Source organism: Mesorhizobium sp. M0664 (assembly GCF_040320565.1).
Classification (GTDB): Bacteria; Pseudomonadota; Alphaproteobacteria; order Rhizobiales; family Rhizobiaceae; genus Mesorhizobium.
Genome location: NZ_JAMYPW010000012.1, coordinates 24,904 through 44,942 on the forward strand (window position 1 = coordinate 24,904; position 20,039 = coordinate 44,942).

A 20,039-nucleotide genomic window follows, 5' to 3' on the forward strand; every position below is an offset into this window, starting at 1 on the left:
TGCCTCAACGCTCCGTTAACCATCCCCATTTACGGTTTCGTAAGTATGGCGCGCGTGCGCCGCGCAAGCAGTGGTGCCGATGTCCGGGTTTCAGCCTCAAAACAAAATGGGACGAAAGGGCAAGGCGGTCTGCGCTTTGCTGCTGGCAACCAGTGTCTTTGCGTTGTCGCGGCCGGCACTGCTTTGCGCCCAGGAAACCGAGCTGCGCGGCGAGGTTTCGGAATCGACAATCCTGGACGAACAGCAGTACAAGATCAGGCAATCGAGCATAGCCGGAACCCAAGCCGCGCAGGCTGCTGCAACCGCCAACGACAATACGCCGCTGCCTACCTATCGCCCGGCCAGCCAAGGGGCGTTGCCTGACGACGGCACGGGCGAGGCGGCCACAACCGGCGGCACTTTCGATCAACCAGCGGCCAGCGGCGACCCATTTCCCGACAACCCTGCTCCGCCACCCCGACGGCGGCCAAGCGCGACGCCACGCGCCGCCAATGCGGCCAACGCCGAAGACGAGACCGCTGACAGCCAGAAGCGCAAGAGAGCCGCGACTGCAGCCGCGGCGGCGACCGATGACACCGATACCGCCGCTATAGACGAGCAGGATACGGTCAACCGCCGTGCCGTCACCATCGATTCCGCCGAGAGGCTCAGGCTCGACCCCGGTGCCGAGCGCACCGAAGCCATCGAAGGCCAGAACAAAAAGAACGAGGACGACCCGTTCGCCGCCACCGGCATCAAGCTCGGCTCTTTCGTAATCCGGCCGACGCTCGAGCAAGGCCTGACGTCTTCGACAAACGCCGATTCGAGCAGCCTCGGCAAGCCGGCCTTGCTGTCGGAAACGACACTGCGCTTCAACGCCGTCTCCGACTGGAGGGAGAATTCGGCGACGGTTGAGGGCTATGGCATCTTCCGCGAAACCTTGTCCGGCTATGACATTCACGAGGCGCAAGGCCGCGTCGACGGCACACTCAACATCGATCTCGACAATGATCTGCGCGCCATCGCCAAGCTGGGCTATGAGGCCGTGCCCGAATCGGCCTCGGCGCCGGACGCGGTCGTCGGCGCCGTTGGCCAGCCGGTGCGCCAGACCGTGAACGGCAGTCTCGCCGTCGAGAAGGATGCCGGCAAGATGCGCTTCGCGCTGACCGGCGCGATCGAGCACGACATCTTTGGCGACGCCAAGCTTTCGTCGGGCGGATCGCTGTCGCAGAAGGGCCGCGACTCGACGCTCTACACGGCCATTTTGCGTACCGGTTACGAGATCTCGCCTGCCATCACCCCGTTCACCGAAATCGAGATCGGCCGGCGCGCTTATGATTTGCGCGTCGATCCAAACGGCTTCCAGCGCTCCTCGACCAGGCTTGGCGCACGGGCCGGCGTCGAGCTCGATCTCCGCGAGAAGCTTACCGGCGAGTTCTCGGTCGGCTGGCTGCGCGAAGCTATCGACGACGATGCCCTGCCGGCTATTTCGGGCGCGACGGTCAATGCCGATCTCAAATGGTCGCCGGAACGCGGCACCACGATCGGGCTCACCGCACAGACGACCGCCGAGAACACGACGAATGCGGGCGAAAGCGGCGACATGCTCTATTCCGGCAGCCTCACCGGCGAGCGGCAGATCCGCGCCAACCTGACCGGAAATGCCGCTCTCGGCCTCGAATGGCGCGACTATACCGGCTCCGACGATCATGATTTGACGCTGAGCGCCGAGGCTGGGCTGACGTGGTGGCTGAACCGCTACACCGGGCTCACCACCCGCGCCAGGACTGAAAAACTGACCAGCAACCTGATTGGGCGCGACTACACGGCCAACAGTATCTTCGTCGGCTTGAAGTTGCAGCGCTAAATGCATGTCGCGCAAAAGTGTGCAGCGGTTTTGCGATAACGACTTGCCTAAAACAAGAACCTAAAGCGCGTCGCATGAGGCCGGTCGAACGCGGCGCGCTTTGGCCGATCAGCGCGGCAACCGGTGTTGAAACTACAAGGCTATGCCGCGGCGTTCTGACGGCGCGAGTTCGTCGAGAAGCGTGCGAATGACACCGGCCATGCTCGCATTCATGTCTCTGCGCCACAGTGCGAAGGCAACGTTGGCCTCGACGAAGCCTTCGGGCGAGCCGCAGTCGAACGTCCGCCCGCGGTAGTGGTAGCCGTAGAAGGGCTGTTGCTTCTGCAGCTTCAGCATTGCATCGGTGAGCTGGATCTCGTTGCCGGCGCCTTTTTCCTGACCTTCGAGTATCTTGAATATCTCCGGCTGCAGGATATAGCGCCCGTTGATGTAGAGGTTCGACGGCTCCGTGCCGGTCTTCGGCTTTTCCACCATGCCGGTGATGCGGAAACCGTGATGCGCGTCCTCGCCGCGGCCGACAATGCCGTATTTGTGCGCCTCGGCCGGATCGCATTCCTGCACGGCGACGATGTTGTTGCCGGTCTCGGCGTAAAGCTCGACCATGTCCTTCATGCAGCTTTTTTCCGACTGCATGATCATGTCGGGCAATAGCAGCGCAAAGGGCTCGTCGCCGACGAGCTCGCGCGCGCACCAGACGGCGTGGCCAAGGCCGAGCGGTACCTGCTGGCGGGTGAAGCTGGTCTGCCCCGGCGCCGGTTGCAGCCGCTGCAGGCGGGCGAGCTGGTCGTCCTTGCCGCGCTGCGCAAGCGTGTCGTAGAGCTCGAACTGGACATCGAAGTGATCCTCGATGACCGCCTTGTTGCGGCCGGTCACGAAGATGAAATGCTCGATCCCGGCATCGCGCGCCTCATCGACCACATACTGGATGACCGGCCTGTCGACGACCGTCAGCATTTCCTTGGGAATGGCCTTGGTAGCAGGGAGAAAGCGCGTGCCGAGACCGGCAACCGGGAACACTGCCTTGCGAACTCTCTTCATGTGCCAATTATCCATTTGCATGCCTGTTCGGCAATCCCGATTCGAGACATTTTCATGCCGAAATCGAGGATTACTGAACGGCGGGTCATAAATCTCAGCTGGTAAAGCATTGACGCATCTTTTCACCCCGCACGGCACCTATGGTAAACCAAATGCTAACCGGGTTCGGCGATGAATAGTCTTCCTGAGATGAAGAAGGAGGAAAAGATGTCCGTTCGCAACGCCGCAAGGCGCTTCACCAGCGTCCTGACGGCCGCCAGCCTCTCGCTTGCTTTGCTCATGCCCAGCGGGCCGGCTTTTGCCGATGCCGGCTTCCGCCAATGGGTCGCCAGCTTCCGTGCTACCGCCGTGGCGAGCGGCGTTTCCGGCTCCGTCTACGACCAGGCATTCAAGGGCATCAACGATGCTGACCCGGTGGTACTGGAAAAGGCCCGTACTCAACCCGAATTCACCGCACCCGCCTGGGATTATTTCGACAACCGCGTCCATGACCAGTCGGTCGCCGTCGGCCAGCAGATGGCAAGGAAATGGAAGCCTTGGCTGGACAGGATCGAGGCAAGATACGGCGTCGACCGCTACATCCTGCTGGCCATCTGGTCTATGGAATCGAACTACGGCGAAACTCTCAAGCGCGATGATATCATGCGCAATGTCGTGCGCTCGCTGGCGACGCTTGGTTATGCCGATCCGAAGCGAGCGAAATTTGCCCGCACCCAGCTGATCGCGGCGCTGAAGATCCTGCAGACCGGCGACATCGACGAAAGCCATCTCAGCGGCTCATGGGCCGGCGCGATGGGCCATACCCAGTTCATCCCCACCAGCTACCAGTCCTATGCGGTCGATATGGACGGCAACGGCAAGCGCGACATCTGGAATTCGATTCCCGACGCACTGGCGACAGCCGCCAATTTGCTGAGGAAGAACGGCTGGCAGGCAGGCAAGACCTGGGGTTATGAGGTCAGCCTTCCGGACGGCAAGAAGCTGCCCGGAGGCTCAAAGTCGCTGTCGCAATGGCAGGCGCTGGGGGTCAGCCGTGCCAACGGCAAGCCGTTCAAGAACGGTGCGGACAAGGCGACGTTGAAGCTGCCCGGCGGCAGCGGCGGGCCGGCTTTCCTGATGATCAAGAATTTCTCGGTCATCAAGCGTTACAACAATGCCGACAAATATGCGCTCGCCGTGGGCCTTCTTGCCGACGAAATTGCCGGCTATGGCGGGCTTGTGCAGGACTGGAAGCGACCGTTTACCAAGCTCTCCTTCGAGGAAAGGCAGGAGCTTCAGAAGCGACTTTCCGAGCACGGCTATTACGACGGCAAGTTCGACGGCAAGATCGGTGACGGATCGAAAACCGCCATCATGGCCTTCCAGGCAAAGGCTGGCTTGACCCAGGACGGGTATCCGAGCAAGGAAGTGCTGAAATGGCTCAGGCAGAACTAGAGCCGGTTGCGGGATGGAGAGGGTGATTGGTTTCGGCTGCGCGCATCCGGTTAATCGTTCGTCGCGTGCCGATCCTCGTTCTGGCGATCGCCGTTCTGGCGGTCGGCGGCGCCAGTGCCTTTCATACCGCGGCCATGGCGCAGGAGCCGGAAAGTCGTGGCTGGTCGCTGCGCGACCTGTTGTTTCCGCGCAGAAGCGAGCGGTTTGAGCAGCCGCCGCCCGAATACCAGCGAGAATTCCAGAGAACAAAGCCCAGGCCCAAGCTGAGAAAGCCCCGGTCAGTTAGCCGGCCGCCGCCGGCCGAGCCGACAACCCCAGTGGCCGAGAAGGCGCCGGGTGCACGCGTCGTTCTGGTGGTCGGCGATTTCATGGCGTCTGGGCTGGCTGAGGGGCTCGACGCCGCGTTTGCTGAAAACACCGGCGTCAGGATCGTCGTCCGTGCCAACGGATCGTCGGGCTTCGTGCGTGACGATGTCTACAACTGGCCAGAACAGGTCAAGTCGCTGATCGCTGCCGAAAAACCGGCAGCCGTCGTCGTCATGCTCGGATCCAACGACCGGCAGCAGATGCGCGTCGGCGATGTACGCGAGCAGCCGCGATCCGAAAACTGGACCAAGGAATACGAGCGCCGGACCGATGCGTTCGGCAAGGCCATCGCCGCAACCAAGGTGCCGTATCTGTGGGTCGGCATGCCGGCCTTCCGGGTCTCGAAAATGACCTCCGACATGCTGGCCTTCAACGACATCTTCCGCTCGTCCGCCGAAAGCCACGGCGGCGAATTCGTCGACGTCTGGGACGGGTTCGTCGACGAGAACGGCGCCTTCATCACCAGCGGACCGGACATCAACGGCCAATCGGTGCGCCTGCGCTCCGACGACGGCATCAACATGTCGAAGGCCGGCAAGCGCAAGCTCGCCTTCTATACCGAAAAGCCGCTGATGAAGATCCTGGGGCTGGCCGCGCCAGGAAGCGTGGTGACGGCTTCTGCCCCGGCCGGCGCTCCCGTCGAGGCGCCGGCACCTGCCGCGGCACCGATAGCTGTCGATCGCACCGTGCCGATGCTGCTCAGCGATCCGGCGCTGGACGGCGGCTCGGAACTTCTCGGCGCCGCCCCGCCGGCAAAAGCTGACAAGAATTTGCCGGGCGAAAGGCTGATCGTCGAGGGCAAGGCGCCCGACGCCTCACCGGGCCGCGCCGACGATTTCTCCTGGCCGCCCAAGACACAGCCTGCGACGGCGGCCGCATCCGATACGACGACGGCGATCCGCCAGTAAACAGAACCTCTTCGGAACGGGCTCAGCGCGGCAGCACGCTCGATCCCATCAGCGCCTCGTCGATGGCGCGCGCCGCCTGGCGACCCTCGCGGATCGCCCAGACGACCAGCGACTGGCCGCGCCGCACGTCGCCCGCCGCATAGAGCCTTTCGACGCTGGTCCTGTAGTCCCGGTCATTGGCCTCGACATTCTTCGAACGGCGGCTGTCGATGACGATCTTCATCTGCCCGTCGAGTTCCGAGATCGGCCCGCGAGCGGCTGGCCCGGCAAAGCCGATGGCGATGAACGCGAGATCGGCGCGGATGACGAATTCCGTGCCCGCGATCGGCTTGCGCTTTTCGTCGACCTCGCAGCATTTGACCCCGGTCAGCTGGCCGTCTTCGCCGATGAATTCAAGCGTCGCCACCTGGAATTCGCGCTCGGCGCCTTCGGCCTGCGACGACGACGTGCGCATCTTGGTCGCCCAGTAGGGCCAGACCGACAGCTTGTCCTCCTTTTCCGGCGGCTGCGGCCGGATGTCGAGCTGGGTGACGCGCACCGCGCCCTGGCGGAAGGCGGTGCCGACGCAGTCTGAGGCAGTGTCGCCGCCGCCGACGACGACGACGTGCTGGCCGCCGGCGACGATCGGGCGCGACGGCCATGCCACCGACTGGATCGGCTCGCCGCCGATACGCTTGTTCTGCTGCACCAGATACGGCATGGCGTCGTGCACGCCGTCGAGATCGTCGCCCGGGATGTTGGCCGGACGCGGCGTTTCGGAGCCGCCGCAATAGAGCACGGCGTCATATTCGGCGAGCAGTTCGGCGACCGGCTTGTCGACGCCCACATTGACGCCACAATGGAAGCTGACACCTTCGCCCTGCATCTGCTCGATGCGCCGGTCGATATAATGCTTCTCGATCTTGAAATCGGGGATGCCGTAGCGCATCAGCCCGCCCGGCCGGCTCTCGCGCTCATAGACGTGAACGTCATGGCCTGCGCGGCCGAGTTGCTGGGCAGCCGCCATGCCTGCCGGCCCCGAGCCGATGATCGCGACGCGCTTGCCGGTCTTCCGTTCCGGCGGATAGGGCCGGATATGGCCGGTTTCATAGGCTTTGTCGGCAATGGCCTGCTCGATGGTCTTGATGGCGACCGGAATATCCTCGAGGTTCAGCGTGCAGGCTTCCTCGCAAGGTGCGGGGCAGATGCGGCCGGTAAATTCCGGAAAATTGTTGGTCGAATGCAGGTTGCGGATCGCGTTTTCCCAGTCGCCATTGTAGACGAGGTCGTTCCAGTCCGGGATCTGGTTGTGGATCGGGCAGCCGGTCGGTCCATGGCAATAAGGAATGCCGCAATCCATGCACCGCGCGGCCTGTTTCTCGACCTCCTTGTCCGACATCGGCAGCGTGAACTCGCGGAAATGCCGGATGCGGTCGGAAGCCGGCTGGTACTTGTGCACCTGCCGGTCGATCTCGAGAAACCCTGTTACCTTGCCCATAGTCCAGTCCCTGCTGTCCGGAAGGCACGCCTGGCGACGCACCCGTTAACCTCATAAGGCAGCTGTGGCAACCTTCAGTCCGAGGTCAGGATTGTTGATGAAGATGGTTGCCGGGACGCATGGCCTCCCGGCAATTTCCAAATCTATTCCGCCGCCACGTTCATGCGCATCCGCTCCATCTCGATCAGCGCGCGGCGGTATTCGACCGGCATGATCTTCCGGAATTTCGGCCGGAAAGTCGCCCAGTCGTCGAGGATTTCGCGACCTCGTACCGAGCCGGTGTAGTGGACGTGGTTGGAGATCAGCTGGTAGAGCCGCTCCTCGTCATGGCTGGTCATATCGCCGGATACGTCGACACGGCCCTTATGGTCGAGATCGCCGCCATGGTGGAGCAGCTTTTCCATCAGGTCGTCCTCTTCCGGAACCGGCTCCAGCTCGACCATCGCCATGTTGCAGCGTTCGGCGAAATCACCCGCCTCGTCGAGCACATAGGCGACGCCGCCCGACATGCCGGCGGCGAAGTTGCGGCCGGTCTGGCCGATGACGACGACGATACCGCCAGTCATGTATTCGCAACCATGGTCGCCGACGCCTTCAACGACGGCGGCGACACCCGAATTGCGCACGGCAAAACGCTCGCCGGCAACGCCGCAGAAATAGGCCTCGCCCTCGGTTGCGCCGTAGAGCACGGTATTGCCGACAATAATGGACTCGGCAGCAACGATTTTCGTGTTCTCCGGCGGGCGGATGACGATGCGGCCACCCGACAGGCCCTTGCCGACATAGTCGTTGGCGGCGCCCACCAGTTCGAACGAGACACCGCGCGCCAGGAAGGCGCCAAAGGACTGGCCGGCCGTGCCGGTGAGCTTGACCGAGATCGTGTCCTCGCGCAGGCCCTTGTGCTTGAAGCGCTTTGCCACCTCGCCCGACAGCATGGCGCCGGTCGAACGGTCGACGTTGCGGATCGGCAGTTCGATACTGACCGGCTGCCTGGCTTCGAGCGCCGGCTTTGCGAGGTCGATCAGCTTGCGGTCGAGCACGTCGTCGATCGGATGCTTCTGCCGCTCGGTCCAGTGCACCGCCTCGTGCGGCGCATCGGGCTTGTAGAACATCTTGCTGAAGTCGAGCCCGCGTGCCTTCCAGTGCTGGATCAGCTCGCGCTTTTCCAGAAGGTCGGTGTCGCCGATGATCTGGTCGAGATGGGTGTAGCCCATCTCGGCAAGCAGCGCCCGCACCTCTTCCGCCACATAGAAGAAGAAGTTGATGACGTGCTCGGGCGTGCCCTTGAAGCGCTTGCGCAGCACCGGGTCCTGTGTCGCGACGCCGACGGGGCAGGTGTTGAGATGGCACTTGCGCATCATGATGCAGCCGGCCGCGATCAACGGCGCGGTCGAAAAGCCGAACTCGTCGGCGCCGAGCAGTGCGCCGATAATGACGTCACGCCCGGTGCGCAGGCCGCCATCGACCTGCAGCGCGACGCGCGACCTGAGGCCGTTGAGCACCAGCGTCTGGTGCGTCTCGGCAAGGCCCATCTCCCACGGGCTGCCGGCATGCTTGAGCGAGGTCAGCGGCGAGGCACCGGTGCCGCCGTCATAGCCTGATATGGTGATGTGGTCGGCACGCGCCTTGGCGACGCCGGCCGCAACCGTGCCGACGCCGACTTCCGAGACCAGCTTGACCGATACGTCGGCCGCCGGATTGACGTTCTTCAGGTCGTAGATGAGCTGCGCCAGATCCTCGATCGAATAGATGTCGTGATGCGGCGGCGGCGAGATCAGGCCGACGCCCGGCGTCGAGTGCCTGACCTTTGCTATGGTCGCATCGACCTTGTGACCCGGCAGCTGGCCGCCCTCGCCTGGCTTCGCCCCTTGCGCGACCTTGATCTGCATCATGTCGGAATTGACAAGATACTCCGCCGTGACGCCAAAGCGTCCCGAGGCGACCTGCTTGATCGCCGAGCGTTCGGGGTTCTTGCCGCCGCCCGGCAGTGGCAGATAGCGATCGGCCTCTTCGCCGCCCTCGCCGGTGTTCGACTTGCCGCCGATGGCGTTCATGGCGCGCGCCAGCGTCGTGTGCGCTTCCCTTGAGATCGAGCCGAAGGACATCGCCCCGGTCGAGAAGCGCTTGACGATATCGGCCGCCGGCATCACCTCGTCGAGCTTGACCTTCTTGCGCCCGGTCTCTTGCGCAAGCTTGATCTTGAACAGGCCGCGAATGGTCTGCGCCTGCGCCGTCTCGCTGTCGATCTGGGCGGAATAGTCCTTGAACGTCTCCCACGAGCCTTGGCGCACGGCGTGCTGCAAGGTCGCCACTGCGTCGGGCGACCAGATATGGGCCTCGCCGCGCATGCGGAACATGTATTCGCCGCCGACCTCGAGGCTGTTGCGCAGCACCGGGTCGTTGCCGAAGCCGTCGGTGTGGCGGCTGACCGTTTCGGCGGCGATCTCGTCCAGCCCGACGCCTTCGATCAGCGTCGCCGTGCCGGTGAAGTACTTCTGCACGAAATCCGACTTGAGCCCGATGGCGTCGAAGATCTGCGCGCCGCAATAGGACTGGTAGGTCGAGATGCCCATCTTGGACATCACCTTGAGGATGCCCTTGCCGATCGACTTGATGTAGCGGGAGACGACCTCGTAGGCATCGACCTCCGCTGGCAATTCGCCACGCTTGTGCATGTCGAGCAGCGTGTCGAAAGCGAGATAGGGATTGATCGCCTCGGCGCCGTAGCCGGCGAGACAGCAGAAATGATGCACCTCGCGCGGCTCGCCGGATTCCACGACGAGCCCAACCGAGGTGCGCAATCCCTTGCGGATCAAATGATGGTGCACGGCCGCCGTTGCCAGCAGCGCCGGAATGGCAATGCGATCCGGCCCGAGCTGACGGTCCGAAAGGATGATGATGTTGTAGCCGCCTGCGACCGCCGCCTCGGCGCGCTCGCACAGCCGGTCGATGGCGCCCTGCATGCCGGCCGCGCCTTCATTCGAACCGTAAGTGATGTCGATCGTCTTGGTGTCGAAACGGTCTTCGGTGTGGCCGACGGAGCGCAGCTTCTCCAGATCGCCGTTCGTCAGGATCGGTTGGCGCACTTCGAGCCGCTTGCGGCGCGAATTGCCGACAAGATCGAAGATGTTGGGCCGCGGCCCGATGAAGGACACCAGGCTCATCACCAGCTCCTCGCGGATCGGGTCGATCGGCGGATTGGTGACCTGTGCGAAATTCTGCTTGAAATAGGTGTAGAGCAGCTTCGATCTGTCCGACATTGCCGAAATCGGCGTGTCGGTACCCATCGACCCGACGGCTTCCTGGCCGGTGGTCGCCATCGGCGACATCAACAGCTTGGTGTCCTCCTGGGTGTAGCCAAACGCCTGCTGGCGGTCGAGCAGTGAGACATCCCTGCGCAGGGCGCGCGGCTCGACCGGGTTCAGATCCTCGAGGATGAGCTGTGTGTTGGCGAGCCAGCTCTTGTAGGGATGCCTGGTCGCGATCTCCGACTTGATTTCCTCGTCGGAAACGATGCGGCCCTTGTCCAGGTCGATCAGCAGCATGCGGCCGGGCTGCAGCCGCCACTTCTTGACGATCCTTTCCTCCGGCACTGGCAGCACGCCGGCTTCCGAAGCCATGATGACGCGGTCGTCATCGGTGACGATGTAGCGCGCCGGCCGCAGCCCGTTGCGGTCGAGCGTGGCACCGATCTGGCGGCCGTCGGTGAAGGCAACCGCCGCTGGCCCGTCCCACGGCTCCATCAGCGCTGCGTGATACTCGTAGAAGGCCTTGCGGTCCTGACCCATCAGCTTGTTGCCGGCCCAGGCTTCCGGGATCAGCATCATCATGGCGTGGGCGAGCGAATAGCCGCCCTGCGTCAGGAATTCGAGCGCATTGTCGAAGCAGGCGGTGTCGGACTGCCCTTCATAGGAGATCGGCCACAGCTTCGAGATGTCGTTGCCGAACAGTTCGGAATCGACCGAAGCCTGCCGCGCCGCCATCCAGTTGACGTTGCCGCGCAGGGTGTTGATCTCGCCATTGTGGGCGACCATGCGGTAGGGATGCGCCAGCTTCCACGACGGGAACGTGTTGGTCGAGAAGCGCTGGTGAACCAGGATCAGCGCCGTCTCGAAACGCGGGTCGGTGAGATCCTTGTAGTAGGCGCCGACCTGATAGGCCAGGAACATGCCCTTGTAGACGATGGTCCGCGACGACATCGAGACGACATAGAAGCCGTTGTCGACGCCTTTGGTCTCTTCGTGGATACGGCCGGAAATGACCTTGCGCAGGATGTAGAGCCGCCGCTCGTAATCGTCGTCGTTCTCGATCTCGGCGCCGCGGCCCAGGAACACCTGCCGGTGCACCGGCTCGGAAGCGGCTATGTCGGGCGCCTTCGACAGCGACGAATTGTCGACCGGCACGTCGCGAAAGCCGAGCAGCGGCTGGCCCTCGAGCTGCGCCACCTCGGCGATGATGCCTTCGATATGCGCCTGCAGCTCCGGGTCGCGCGGCATGAACACGTGGCCGACGGCGTAGTGGCCGGGCTTCGGCAGTTCGACCCCTTGCTTGGCCATCTCCTCGCGGAAGAAGCGGTCCGGCAGCTGCACCAGCACGCCGGCGCCGTCACCCATCAGCGGATCGGCGCCGACCGCGCCGCGATGCGTCAGGTTTTCGAGCACGGCAAGGCCGTCCTCGACGATCTGGTGCGACTTCACGCCCTTCATGTTGACGATGAAGCCGACGCCGCAGGCATCATGCTCGTTGCGCGGATCATAGAGGCCGTGCGCAGCATAGCCGGTGCTGGTTCGCCGAATATTGGTCAGGGACGGATTTTTGACGGCTGCCGCTGTCGTCTGCGCGGCCTTCGTCGCAGATGGCGTCATGTCCGTCATCGTCCTGTCCTCCGTTCCGTCCCCTTCGGGCGCTGGTTTCCGTCGGGAAGCGCGTGGCTCCCCTTTCAATCTGCGGCACGTCTTGCGAAATTCTTGCCGACCGTGCGGCTTTCCGCATGGTTCGCATATGGTATTCGTACAGGCCGGAGCCAGACTGTCTAGCTGTCGCTCGCGGCAATGGCCGCAGAGGCGCAATCATATGCCAATGCGGCCAGTTTTGTGCGACAAAATAAGACAGCACTACTGTCCTAAATTTTTATGACAGAAATTTTGGATGCACACAAGACCGATTCACAAATTTCTTGAAGCTTTCGCGACAGAAAATTGCGCGGAACGCCGTGTCAGCGTAACCTTCCGTCGCTGCATCTACGCTCATGCGTTTCACTGGCTTTAGCGGATTTTCGGTATCTGCCCCTTGCGACCGGCATGCGAAAGCGGCCAAGCTCGCACCGATTTCCCCAGCATAGGCAGACGCATGATTTTCGCTTCCGACAATTGGGCAGGCGCCCATCCCCGTATCGCTGCCGGCCTGTCGGCCCATGCCGACGGCTTCTCCACCGCCTATGGCGACGGTGCCCTCGACAAGACCGTTTACCAGCGCTTCAATGAGATCTTCGAATGCGAGGTCGCGGTGTTTTTCGTCGCCACCGGCACCGCTGCCAATTCGCTGTCGCTGACTACCTATAACAAGCCAGGCGGCATTTCCTTCTGCCATCGCGAATCGCACATCATCGAGGACGAATGCGGTGCACCGGAATATTTCACCGGCGGTTCGCGGCTTTGTACAGTCGAAGGCGCACTCGGCAGGATCGATGCCGGCAATCTGGAACGGGCGGTGGACCGTTTCGCACCCGAAAACGTCCATTCCGGGCGGCCGGTTGCCGTTTCGATCACCCAGTCGACCGAAGTCGGCACCGTCTACACGCTGAACGAAATCGCCAGGATTTCGGCGATCGCAAAGCAGCATGGACTGCCGCTGCACATGGATGGGGCCCGCTTTGCCAATGCGCTCGTCGCGCTGGAAACGACGCCGGCCGAAATGACCTGGAAGCATGGCGTTGACATCCTCTCCTTCGGCGGCACCAAGAATGGCTGTTGGTGCGCCGAGGCGATCGTGCTGTTCGACCTCGAGCGAGCCAAGGAATTGGCCTTTTTGCGTAAGCGCGCGGCCCAGCTGTTCTCGAAATCGCGCTTCATCGCCGCGCAATTCGATGCTTATTTCAGGGGTGGGCTGTGGCTCGACACAGCACGGCACGCCAATGCGATGGCGGCACGGCTTGCCGCGGCGATAGAAGATTCCCCTTCCGCCCGGCTGGCCTGGCTGCCGCAGGCGAACGAGGTCTTCGCGGTCATGAAAAAGGCCGAGGCCGAAAGAATGCAAGCGGCAGGGGCGGCCTTCCACGACTGGCACAGGCCGCTCGGCTACGACGGCTACATCGGCGAAGACGAAGCGCTCTATCGCTTTGTCACCAGCTTCGCGACCACGCCCGACGAGGTCGACCGTTTCGGCTACCTGCTCGCCGGATAGCAAGCCTTGCCCACCAGCAAAAAGAGCGGCGCATTGCTGCACCGCCCTTTCTTCCCGGGGAGTTGGCGTCCCGGAGTTTAGCTGCCTGGCTTAGGCCGCAGTCTTGGCCTCGATCTGCTTGGCCTTGGCCGGAGCCGAGGTGATCGCGATCTTGCGCGGCTTCAGCTCTTCGGGGATGTTGCGCTTGAGGTCGACGAAGAGCAGGCCGTTCTTCAGCGCGGCGCCGACAACCTCGACGTGATCGGCAAGCTGGAAGCGGCGCTCGAAGGCTCGGCTGGCGATACCGCGATAGAGCAGTTCGGAGCCTTCGCCATTGCCTTCCTCCTTGCGCTCACCCTTGACGGTCAGCACATTGCGGTGAGCTTCGATCGAAATCTCATCTTCCGAGAAGCCGGCCACAGCCATCGAGATGCGATAGGCATCCTCGCCCGTGCGCTCGATGTTGTAAGGCGGATACGTCTGCCCTTCCGGCTGCGCAAGCGAATCGAGCATGGTGAACAACCGGTCAAAACCGACGGTCGAACGGTAGAGCGGGGAAAAATCAACGTGACGCATGGTGTGTTCTCCTGTTGAGCAACAAGGTTGCGTATGGCCGGTGCGAAACCCGTGACGGCGTTCCGGATGGGCCAGCGGCCCCGACATTGGCGACCGCATGACAAATTTGGGAAGCCGGCGACGGCATTTCAAGATTTTCCCGCGTCCGAACGGGACCGGTCCCGGCCCACGTCCCGATGCCGATGAACGGCAGATGAACCGTGGCTTCGGCGAGCGTTCAGCCAGGCGGCATTAAAACTGTTCTCGAGATAACGAACAGGTCGCGAAAAAGGCGACACGACGAGGCCGAACCGGGTGTAACGTCCCTTCCTCCCGGTCGACAGAGGCCGGAAGCACGCCAAGGCTGCTTCCGGCCTTACTTTGTTCGCTGCCTGGCGGTCGAGCTCCCCGGCGTCCCAAATTCCTTTGCTTTTGGCGCATGGGCGTTTATGCCTGACTTGCGCCCACGCCGGCACCGACACCAACCAAAAACCGCATGACCGATCTTCTCCACCAGCCCCCTCTCTTCCAGGAAAGTCCGGGCAATCCGCTGCCGGAAAACGCGGCCGGCGGCTTCTTCACCACGCGCGACGGCAAGAAGATCCGCTATGGGCTGTTTGCCGCGGTTGCCCGCCCAATGAAGGGCACCGTCGTCGTCCTGACCGGCCGCAACGAGTGCATCGAGAAGTATTTCGAGACCATTCGCAACCTTGCCGACCGGGGCTTTGGCGTGGCAACCCTCGACTGGCGCGGACAGGGCGCTTCCGACCGGCTGATCGGCGACCGACAGCGCGGCTTCGTCCGGAGCTTCTTCGACTACACCGGCGATCTGGAGCAGTTCTTCGAGGAGATCGTGCTGCCCGATTGCCGAGGACCCTACTACATACTGGCCCACTCGGCCGGCGCGGTGATTGCGCTGCTCGCCGCGCCCTCGATGGCGAACCGCGTGCGCCGCATGGTGCTGATCGCACCGTTCTTCACCGTGCCGGACCTGCCGGTTTCAGTAAAAACCGTCCGCCGCCTCTGTTCGCTGTTCTGCCTTCTCGGCCTTGGCCGGCTCTATGCCGCATGGGGGCCGCGGCCCAAGGAATCGGTGCCCTTCGCCATAAACAAGCTGACCAGCGACCCGGAACGCTATCGGCGCAACACGCTGATCTACGAAACCTATCCGCAGCTGGCGCTCGGCGGACCGACGATCCGCTGGCTGAAGGCGGCCACCGAGGCATCCTTGATCGTCAGCGACCCGGATTTCATGGCCAAGATCCAGGTGCCCTTGCTGATGATCGCCGCCGGCGCCGACCAGGTCGTCTCGACCAGGGCAGTCGAAGCCTATGCGAGACGTCTGCGCGTCGGCTCGCTAGTGATGATCGACGGCGCCCGCCATGAGATCCTCCAGGAAGCCGACCTCTATCGCGAGCAGTTGTTTGCGGCATTCGATGCCTTCATCCCCGGAACCGGCGACGCTGTTTGACCGCTTCGCCGGCGCCCGCCAACAAAGCCCGCACGGGTCGCTTGTCCGGCGCAGCCCCTTATTCCCGTTAAGGCATCGAGCGCTAGGTTGCTGCCAAAGAGAATGGAGGCCATTCGCCGGGAGAAAAACGACCATGAACGCATCGAATACGCTGTCACGTCAGGGGCATCGGCTACTGCAGATTGGCGTCGCGCTGCTGCTGTTTTCGTCATTCGAAGGGTTTGCAATACCGTATCTCGCCGCACCGCGGCTCGGACTGTCCGCGCACACGCTCAGCGCCCTGGAGGGCGTTCTCTTGCTGGCTCTAGGCCTCACATGGTCTAGGCTCAATCTCGGCGCGGCGACGTCGCGGATTGCTTTCTGGCTGCTGATCTATTCGGCTTTGGCGATCCTGGCCGCCTACGTGATCGCCAGCGCCTGGGCGGCCGGCAACGAGACTATGCCGTTGGCGGCCGGAGCCTTCCACGGAAGTGCCTTTCAGGAAGCTGTGATCAAAGGTGTGGCGTATTCGTCCGCGCCGACCGGCCTCATCTCTTTCGTGCTCATTTTGTGGGGCCTGCGTCTCTCGGACGCTTGGCCTGCCGACAGCTAATGCATGTCGCGCAGCGGTTTTGCGATAACATGCATAAAACAAGCGCGTCACATGAGTTCACTCAAACGCGACGCGCTTTGCTTTAGGACCGTACCGCGGTTTCCGTCGGATTTGCGCAAAACAGACGCGTGGGTGCACCGGATGCTCAGCCGCGCAGCGCCGCCATCGCGGCTGCGTGCAGCTCCGGTGTCGCCGCCGCCAGGATGTCGCCGCCGTTTTCCGCCGGCCCGCCTTCGAAGGTGGTGACAACGCCGCCTGCCTTCTCGATGATCGGGATCAGCGCGACGATGTCGTACGGTTTCAATCCGGGATCGGCAACGATATCGACGCTGCCCGCCGCCACCATCGCGAAGGCATAGCAGTCGGTGCCGTAACGGGCGAGCTGGACCTGTTGCTCGAACAGGTCGTAGCGCAGGCGCGCGTCTCCCTTGAACAGCGCCGGCGTGGTGGTGAACAGCGTCGCCTCGGCGAGATTCGTCGTCTTGCGCGTAGCGAGTTTTCGGGAGCCACCGGGACCTTCATAATGCGAGCCGGAGGCATTGGCGTAGAACAACTCGCCGGTGAAGGGCTGCGACATCATGCCGGCGACGGCATCGCCGTCGACCGTCAGCCCGACCAGCGTGCCCCATACCGGCAGGCCGGAAATGAAGGCGCGCGTTCCATCGATCGGATCGATCACCCAGACATGCCGGCTGGAGATGTTTTCGCTGCCATGTTCCTCGCCGAGAATGCCGTGATCGGGGTATTGCGCTGATATCAGCGCCCGGATGGCGCGCTCGGCCTCGCGGTCGGCCTCGGTGACCGGGTCGAAGCTGCCGCGCTCCTTGTTGGTGACCGCGCCCTGGTTGCGGAAGCGCGGCAAGGTCTCGGCTGCGGCGGCACGCGCAATGCGCCGCATGAACTCGATGTTGATGTCCAACTGATTCTCCCGCTCCAGCATGTTTGGAGATACCCGTTTGCCTACGGATTTATGCCGAAACAAGGGCGTTCGGAGCCTTTCGCATGGTGCCAACTGTTGCTCGAATGCAACGCCGCCGTCATGGAAATGCAGTTTCCACTTCACAGTGAATTAAAAAAGCCGGAACGCGCCTTGACATTTGTGCAGCGCACAATACGTTTGTTCTCGGACAGGGGTTCCTGTCCATGCCCTCCTTGGGCGTTTCCTCCCTAGACTTCGACCGTGTCGTGCAAACGATGCGGTCTTTTTTTACGCTGCCGCATGAGCGGCGGTACCGCGATTCCGCGGCTATTCGGCGGCCAGCGGCAGATCCATGAAATTGTGATCGGGCATCGCCATCAGTTCGGCCGAAAACCGCGCCAGATCGTCGGCCAGTGCGTCGAAACCAGCCGATCTCTGGAACGTCCGCTCATTCATGTAGAGCCCGCGATTGACCTCGATCTGCAGCGCATGCAGATGGCGCACGGGGCGGCCATAGTGCTCGGTAATGAAGCCTCCGGCATAGGGCTTGTTGTGGGCGACGCTGTAGCCCATGCCGGTGAGCAGGCCGATCGCCGTCTCGGTCAACGCCGCCGCGGCCGAGATGCCGAAACGGTCGCCGACGATGAAATCCGGCCGCAATCCGCTGTCGCCGACCCTTATGCTTGCCGGCATCGAGTGGCAGTCAATCAGCACGGCGTAGCCGAAGCGCGCATGGGTTCTGGTCAAAAGCCGTTTCAGCGTCTCGTGATAGGGCTTGTAGACCGCTTCGATGCGCGCCACGGCTTCCGCCAGCGGCAAGCGGCCGGAATAGATGTCGAGCCCCTCGCCGACCAGCTTGGGCACGGTGCCGAGCCCGCCGGCCACCCGCGCCGAGCGGATGTTGCAGAATGACGGCACCGGTTCGGCGAACATGCGCGGGTCGAGTTCCCACGGCTCCCGATTGACGTCGAGATAGGCGCGCGGGAAGTTTGCCGCCAGCATCGGCGCTCCGAGCGCGACGGCGCCGCCGAACAATTCCTCGACATAGCAGTCCTCGGAGCGGCGGATGGCGTTGCGGTCCAGCTTGGCCATAGCCATGAACCGGTCCGGATAGTAGCGGCCGCTATGCGGCGAGTTGAAGAGGAAGGGAACGCGCTGTTCGGCGCCCGATCGGATTTCGAAGGGTGGAACGACCGAAAAATCCTCGGCTGCCGTTTTCAATTTGGACGAACCCGGGAATACCAATGCATCATGATGGGAAAGTGCCACCTCGCCGCCCGCATGTCCAGCCGCCGAAGCGCCAGCCAAATCAGGATTGTGCGGCCAACGTTCACTTGATGTTTACCGTCACCTCCTCATATACAGCATGGTTAACGGGCTTGCCGCACGGCATTGTCGGTTGGGTGATTCGGACGGGACAACATGGCACGCATTCTGCTGGCGGAAGACGACGACGACATGCGCCGGTTCCTCGTCAAGGCGCTGGAGCGCGCCGGTTATCAGGTCAGCGATTTCGACAATGGCGCCAGCGCCTATGAGCGGCTGCGCGAGGAACCTTTTTCGCTGCTTTTGACCGACATCGTCATGCCCGAGATGGATGGCATCGAGCTCGCCCGACGCGCCACGGAGATCGATCCCGACCTCAAGGTGATGTTCATCACCGGCTTCGCCGCCGTCGCGCTGAACCCTGATTCCAAGGCGCCGAAAGACGCCAAGGTGCTATCGAAGCCGTTCCACCTGCGCGACCTCGTCAACGAGGTCGAAAAGATGCTGCAGGCCGCCTGACGCGCTTTTTGTCGCGTCTTGACCGACGCCGCAAGCCAGGCGTTCTTTCCCTTTTCCCGCTATTGACGTGCCGAACCAAAAATGGTGTATGCGCGGCTTCGGATGGGCGTGTAGCTCAGCGGGAGAGCACTGCATTGACATTGCAGGGGTCACAGGTTCAATCCCTGTCACGCCCACCATCCAAATAATCCCTCAATTGGCCGTCGGTATTTTTCGTCGACTGATGTTCCCGGCCAATACCGGCCTCAGGCCGCACCGAGGCGCAGATCGCCGGTCTCGACGTGCTCCAGAAACCAGGCATAGGTCTGTTCCAACCCGCTGCGCAGCGAGTAACGCGGGCGCCAGCCGGTGGCGAACAGACGCGACACGTCCATCAGCTTGCGCGGCGTGCCGTCCGGCTTCGTCGCATCGAATGTTATTGCGGCATCGGCGCCGGCGACCGACACGATGGTGCGGGCAAGATCGGCAATGGTGATGTCTTCCCCCGAGCCGACATTGATGTGGCTGTCGCCCGAATAATTCTTCAGCAACCAGACCAGCGCGTCGGCGGCGTCGTCGACATGCAGGAATTCGCGCATCGGCGTGCCTGATCCCCACACCTCCAGGCTCTTGCGGCCGGCGCGTCTGGCCTCGTGCGCCTTGCGCATCAGAGCGGGCACGACATGGCTGGAATTGAGGTCGAAATTGTCGCCCGGACCGTAGAGATTGGTCGGCATCGCCGAGATGTAGTCGACGCCGTACTGGCGCCGATAGGCCTGGCACAGTTTCAGCCCGGCGATCTTGGCGATCGCATACCATTCGTTAGTGGGTTCGAGCGGCCCGGTCAGCAAGGCGTCCTCGGAGATCGGCTGCGCCGCGAATTTGGGATAGATGCAGGATGAACCGAGAAACAGCAGCTTCTGCACCTCGTTGCGGAAGGCGCTGTCGATGACATTGTTCTGCATGACGAGATTGTCCTGCAGAAAATCGACCGGAAGCCTGTTGTTGGCCAGGATACCGCCAACCTTGGCCGCCGCCATCACCACTGCATCCGGCTTGCGGTCGGCCATCCAGCGCCGCACGCCGGCCTGGTCGAGAAGATCGATCTCGGCGCGCGAGGCGGTCAGGACCTCGCAATCCTCGTCGGCCAATCGGCGCAGGATGGCCGAGCCGACCATGCCGCGATGTCCGGCCACGAAAACGCGCTTACCCTGAAGGTCGAAGGTCATCAGCTTACCCCAATGCAGAACGGCAGCTATGCCAGTTGGCCGGCGGAGCGCCGGATCGG

14 protein-coding genes and 1 tRNA gene are annotated in these 20,039 nt (G+C 62.8%); 8 read left to right on the plus strand and 7 right to left on the minus strand.

Going from position 1 to position 20,039, the window contains the following annotated elements:
- The first annotated feature begins 106 nt into the window (after positions 1–106).
- Positions 107–1,846 (plus strand): outer membrane beta-barrel protein, encoded by a 1,740-nt coding sequence (locus NKI39_RS14295; RefSeq protein ID WP_502896416.1) that lies wholly within the window; start codon positions 107–109, stop codon positions 1,844–1,846.
- A gap of 132 nt (positions 1,847–1,978) precedes the next feature.
- Here NKI39_RS14295 and galU read toward each other — a convergent pair whose 3' ends face one another.
- On the minus strand, positions 1,979–2,884 hold the full coding sequence (galU, locus tag NKI39_RS14300) for a UTP--glucose-1-phosphate uridylyltransferase GalU (protein WP_352469528.1): 906 nt from the start codon (positions 2,882–2,884) through the stop codon (positions 1,979–1,981).
- 207 nt (positions 2,885–3,091) lie between these two features.
- Here galU and NKI39_RS14305 point away from each other — a divergent pair, with 207 nt between their 5' ends.
- Positions 3,092–4,318 (plus strand): lytic murein transglycosylase, encoded by a 1,227-nt coding sequence (locus NKI39_RS14305; RefSeq protein WP_352564889.1) that lies wholly within the window; start codon positions 3,092–3,094, stop codon positions 4,316–4,318.
- Positions 4,319–4,344: 26 nt separating this feature from the next.
- Positions 4,345–5,592 (plus strand): SGNH/GDSL hydrolase family protein, encoded by a 1,248-nt coding sequence (locus NKI39_RS14310; protein ID WP_352818145.1) that lies wholly within the window; start codon positions 4,345–4,347, stop codon positions 5,590–5,592.
- Positions 5,593–5,614: 22 nt separating this feature from the next.
- Here NKI39_RS14310 and NKI39_RS14315 read toward each other — a convergent pair whose 3' ends face one another.
- On the minus strand, positions 5,615–7,069 hold the full coding sequence (locus NKI39_RS14315) for a glutamate synthase subunit beta (protein WP_352818148.1): 1,455 nt from the start codon (positions 7,067–7,069) through the stop codon (positions 5,615–5,617).
- Between the two features lie 143 nt (positions 7,070–7,212).
- Entirely contained in the window at positions 7,213–11,943 is a 4,731-nt protein-coding gene (gene gltB / locus NKI39_RS14320) for a glutamate synthase large subunit (RefSeq protein WP_352832460.1), read from the minus strand.
- 475 nt (positions 11,944–12,418) lie between these two features.
- On the opposite strand from gltB, the gene NKI39_RS14325 reads away from it, so the two are divergent.
- On the plus strand, positions 12,419–13,471 hold the full coding sequence (locus tag NKI39_RS14325) for a threonine aldolase family protein (protein ID WP_352501928.1): 1,053 nt from the start codon (positions 12,419–12,421) through the stop codon (positions 13,469–13,471).
- 90 nt (positions 13,472–13,561) lie between these two features.
- On the opposite strand, the gene NKI39_RS14330 is transcribed toward NKI39_RS14325, so the two are convergent.
- Positions 13,562–14,026, minus strand: a complete 465-nt coding sequence (locus NKI39_RS14330; protein ID WP_023675381.1) for an Hsp20 family protein — start codon at positions 14,024–14,026, stop codon at positions 13,562–13,564.
- Between the two features lie 475 nt (positions 14,027–14,501).
- On the opposite strand from NKI39_RS14330, the gene NKI39_RS14335 reads away from it, so the two are divergent.
- Both NKI39_RS14335 and NKI39_RS14340 read left to right on the plus strand, forming a co-directional pair.
- On the plus strand, positions 14,502–15,476 hold the full coding sequence (locus tag NKI39_RS14335) for an alpha/beta fold hydrolase (protein WP_352818154.1): 975 nt from the start codon (positions 14,502–14,504) through the stop codon (positions 15,474–15,476).
- A gap of 133 nt (positions 15,477–15,609) precedes the next feature.
- Complete coding sequence (locus NKI39_RS14340) at positions 15,610–16,068, plus strand: styrene oxide isomerase (protein WP_352469520.1); 459 nt, start codon at positions 15,610–15,612, stop codon at positions 16,066–16,068.
- Positions 16,069–16,213: 145 nt separating this feature from the next.
- Here the strand turns inward: NKI39_RS14340 and hisN are convergent, their stop codons facing one another.
- Entirely contained in the window at positions 16,214–16,987 is a 774-nt protein-coding gene (gene hisN, locus NKI39_RS14345; protein WP_352448234.1) for a histidinol-phosphatase, read from the minus strand.
- 327 nt (positions 16,988–17,314) lie between these two features.
- The gene (locus NKI39_RS14350) at positions 17,315–18,256 is read right to left on the minus strand and encodes an N-formylglutamate amidohydrolase (RefSeq protein WP_352539364.1); all 942 of its coding nucleotides are present in this window, start codon (positions 18,254–18,256) and stop codon (positions 17,315–17,317) included.
- Between the two features lie 153 nt (positions 18,257–18,409).
- Between NKI39_RS14350 and cpdR the strand changes: the two genes are divergently transcribed.
- Both cpdR and NKI39_RS14360 read left to right on the plus strand, forming a co-directional pair.
- Positions 18,410–18,772, plus strand: coding sequence for a cell cycle two-component system response regulator CpdR (gene cpdR, locus NKI39_RS14355; RefSeq protein WP_006199474.1), 363 nt, complete (start codon positions 18,410–18,412; stop codon positions 18,770–18,772).
- 104 nt (positions 18,773–18,876) lie between these two features.
- Positions 18,877–18,951: transfer RNA gene (locus NKI39_RS14360), tRNA-Val, on the plus strand.
- Between the two features lie 66 nt (positions 18,952–19,017).
- Here the strand turns inward: NKI39_RS14360 and fcl are convergent.
- Positions 19,018–19,980 carry a GDP-L-fucose synthase gene (fcl, locus tag NKI39_RS14365; protein WP_352814368.1) on the minus strand — a complete coding sequence of 321 codons (963 nt, stop codon included), beginning with the start codon at positions 19,978–19,980 and terminating at the stop codon, positions 19,018–19,020.
- Positions 19,981–20,039 lie beyond the last annotated feature (59 nt).

Bases quoted from the DNA above. Each gene is read 5' to 3' on its own strand.
- gltB (WP_352832460.1), bottom strand. From the start codon at position 11,943: ATGACGGACATGACGCCATCTGCGACGAAGGCCGCGCAGACGACAGCG.
- fcl (WP_352814368.1), bottom strand. From the start codon at position 19,980: ATGACCTTCGACCTTCAGGGTAAGCGCGTTTTCGTGGCCGGACATCGC.
- NKI39_RS14295 (WP_502896416.1), top strand. From the start codon at position 107: ATGGGACGAAAGGGCAAGGCGGTCTGCGCTTTGCTGCTGGCAACCAGT.
- NKI39_RS14340 (WP_352469520.1), top strand. From the start codon at position 15,610: ATGAACGCATCGAATACGCTGTCACGTCAGGGGCATCGGCTACTGCAG.
- NKI39_RS14305 (WP_352564889.1), top strand. From the start codon at position 3,092: ATGTCCGTTCGCAACGCCGCAAGGCGCTTCACCAGCGTCCTGACGGCC.
- NKI39_RS14335 (WP_352818154.1), top strand. From the start codon at position 14,502: ATGACCGATCTTCTCCACCAGCCCCCTCTCTTCCAGGAAAGTCCGGGC.
- cpdR (WP_006199474.1), top strand. From the start codon at position 18,410: ATGGCACGCATTCTGCTGGCGGAAGACGACGACGACATGCGCCGGTTC.
- NKI39_RS14315 (WP_352818148.1), bottom strand. From the start codon at position 7,069: ATGGGCAAGGTAACAGGGTTTCTCGAGATCGACCGGCAGGTGCACAAG.
- NKI39_RS14325 (WP_352501928.1), top strand. From the start codon at position 12,419: ATGATTTTCGCTTCCGACAATTGGGCAGGCGCCCATCCCCGTATCGCT.
- galU (WP_352469528.1), bottom strand. From the start codon at position 2,884: ATGAAGAGAGTTCGCAAGGCAGTGTTCCCGGTTGCCGGTCTCGGCACG.
- NKI39_RS14330 (WP_023675381.1), bottom strand. From the start codon at position 14,026: ATGCGTCACGTTGATTTTTCCCCGCTCTACCGTTCGACCGTCGGTTTT.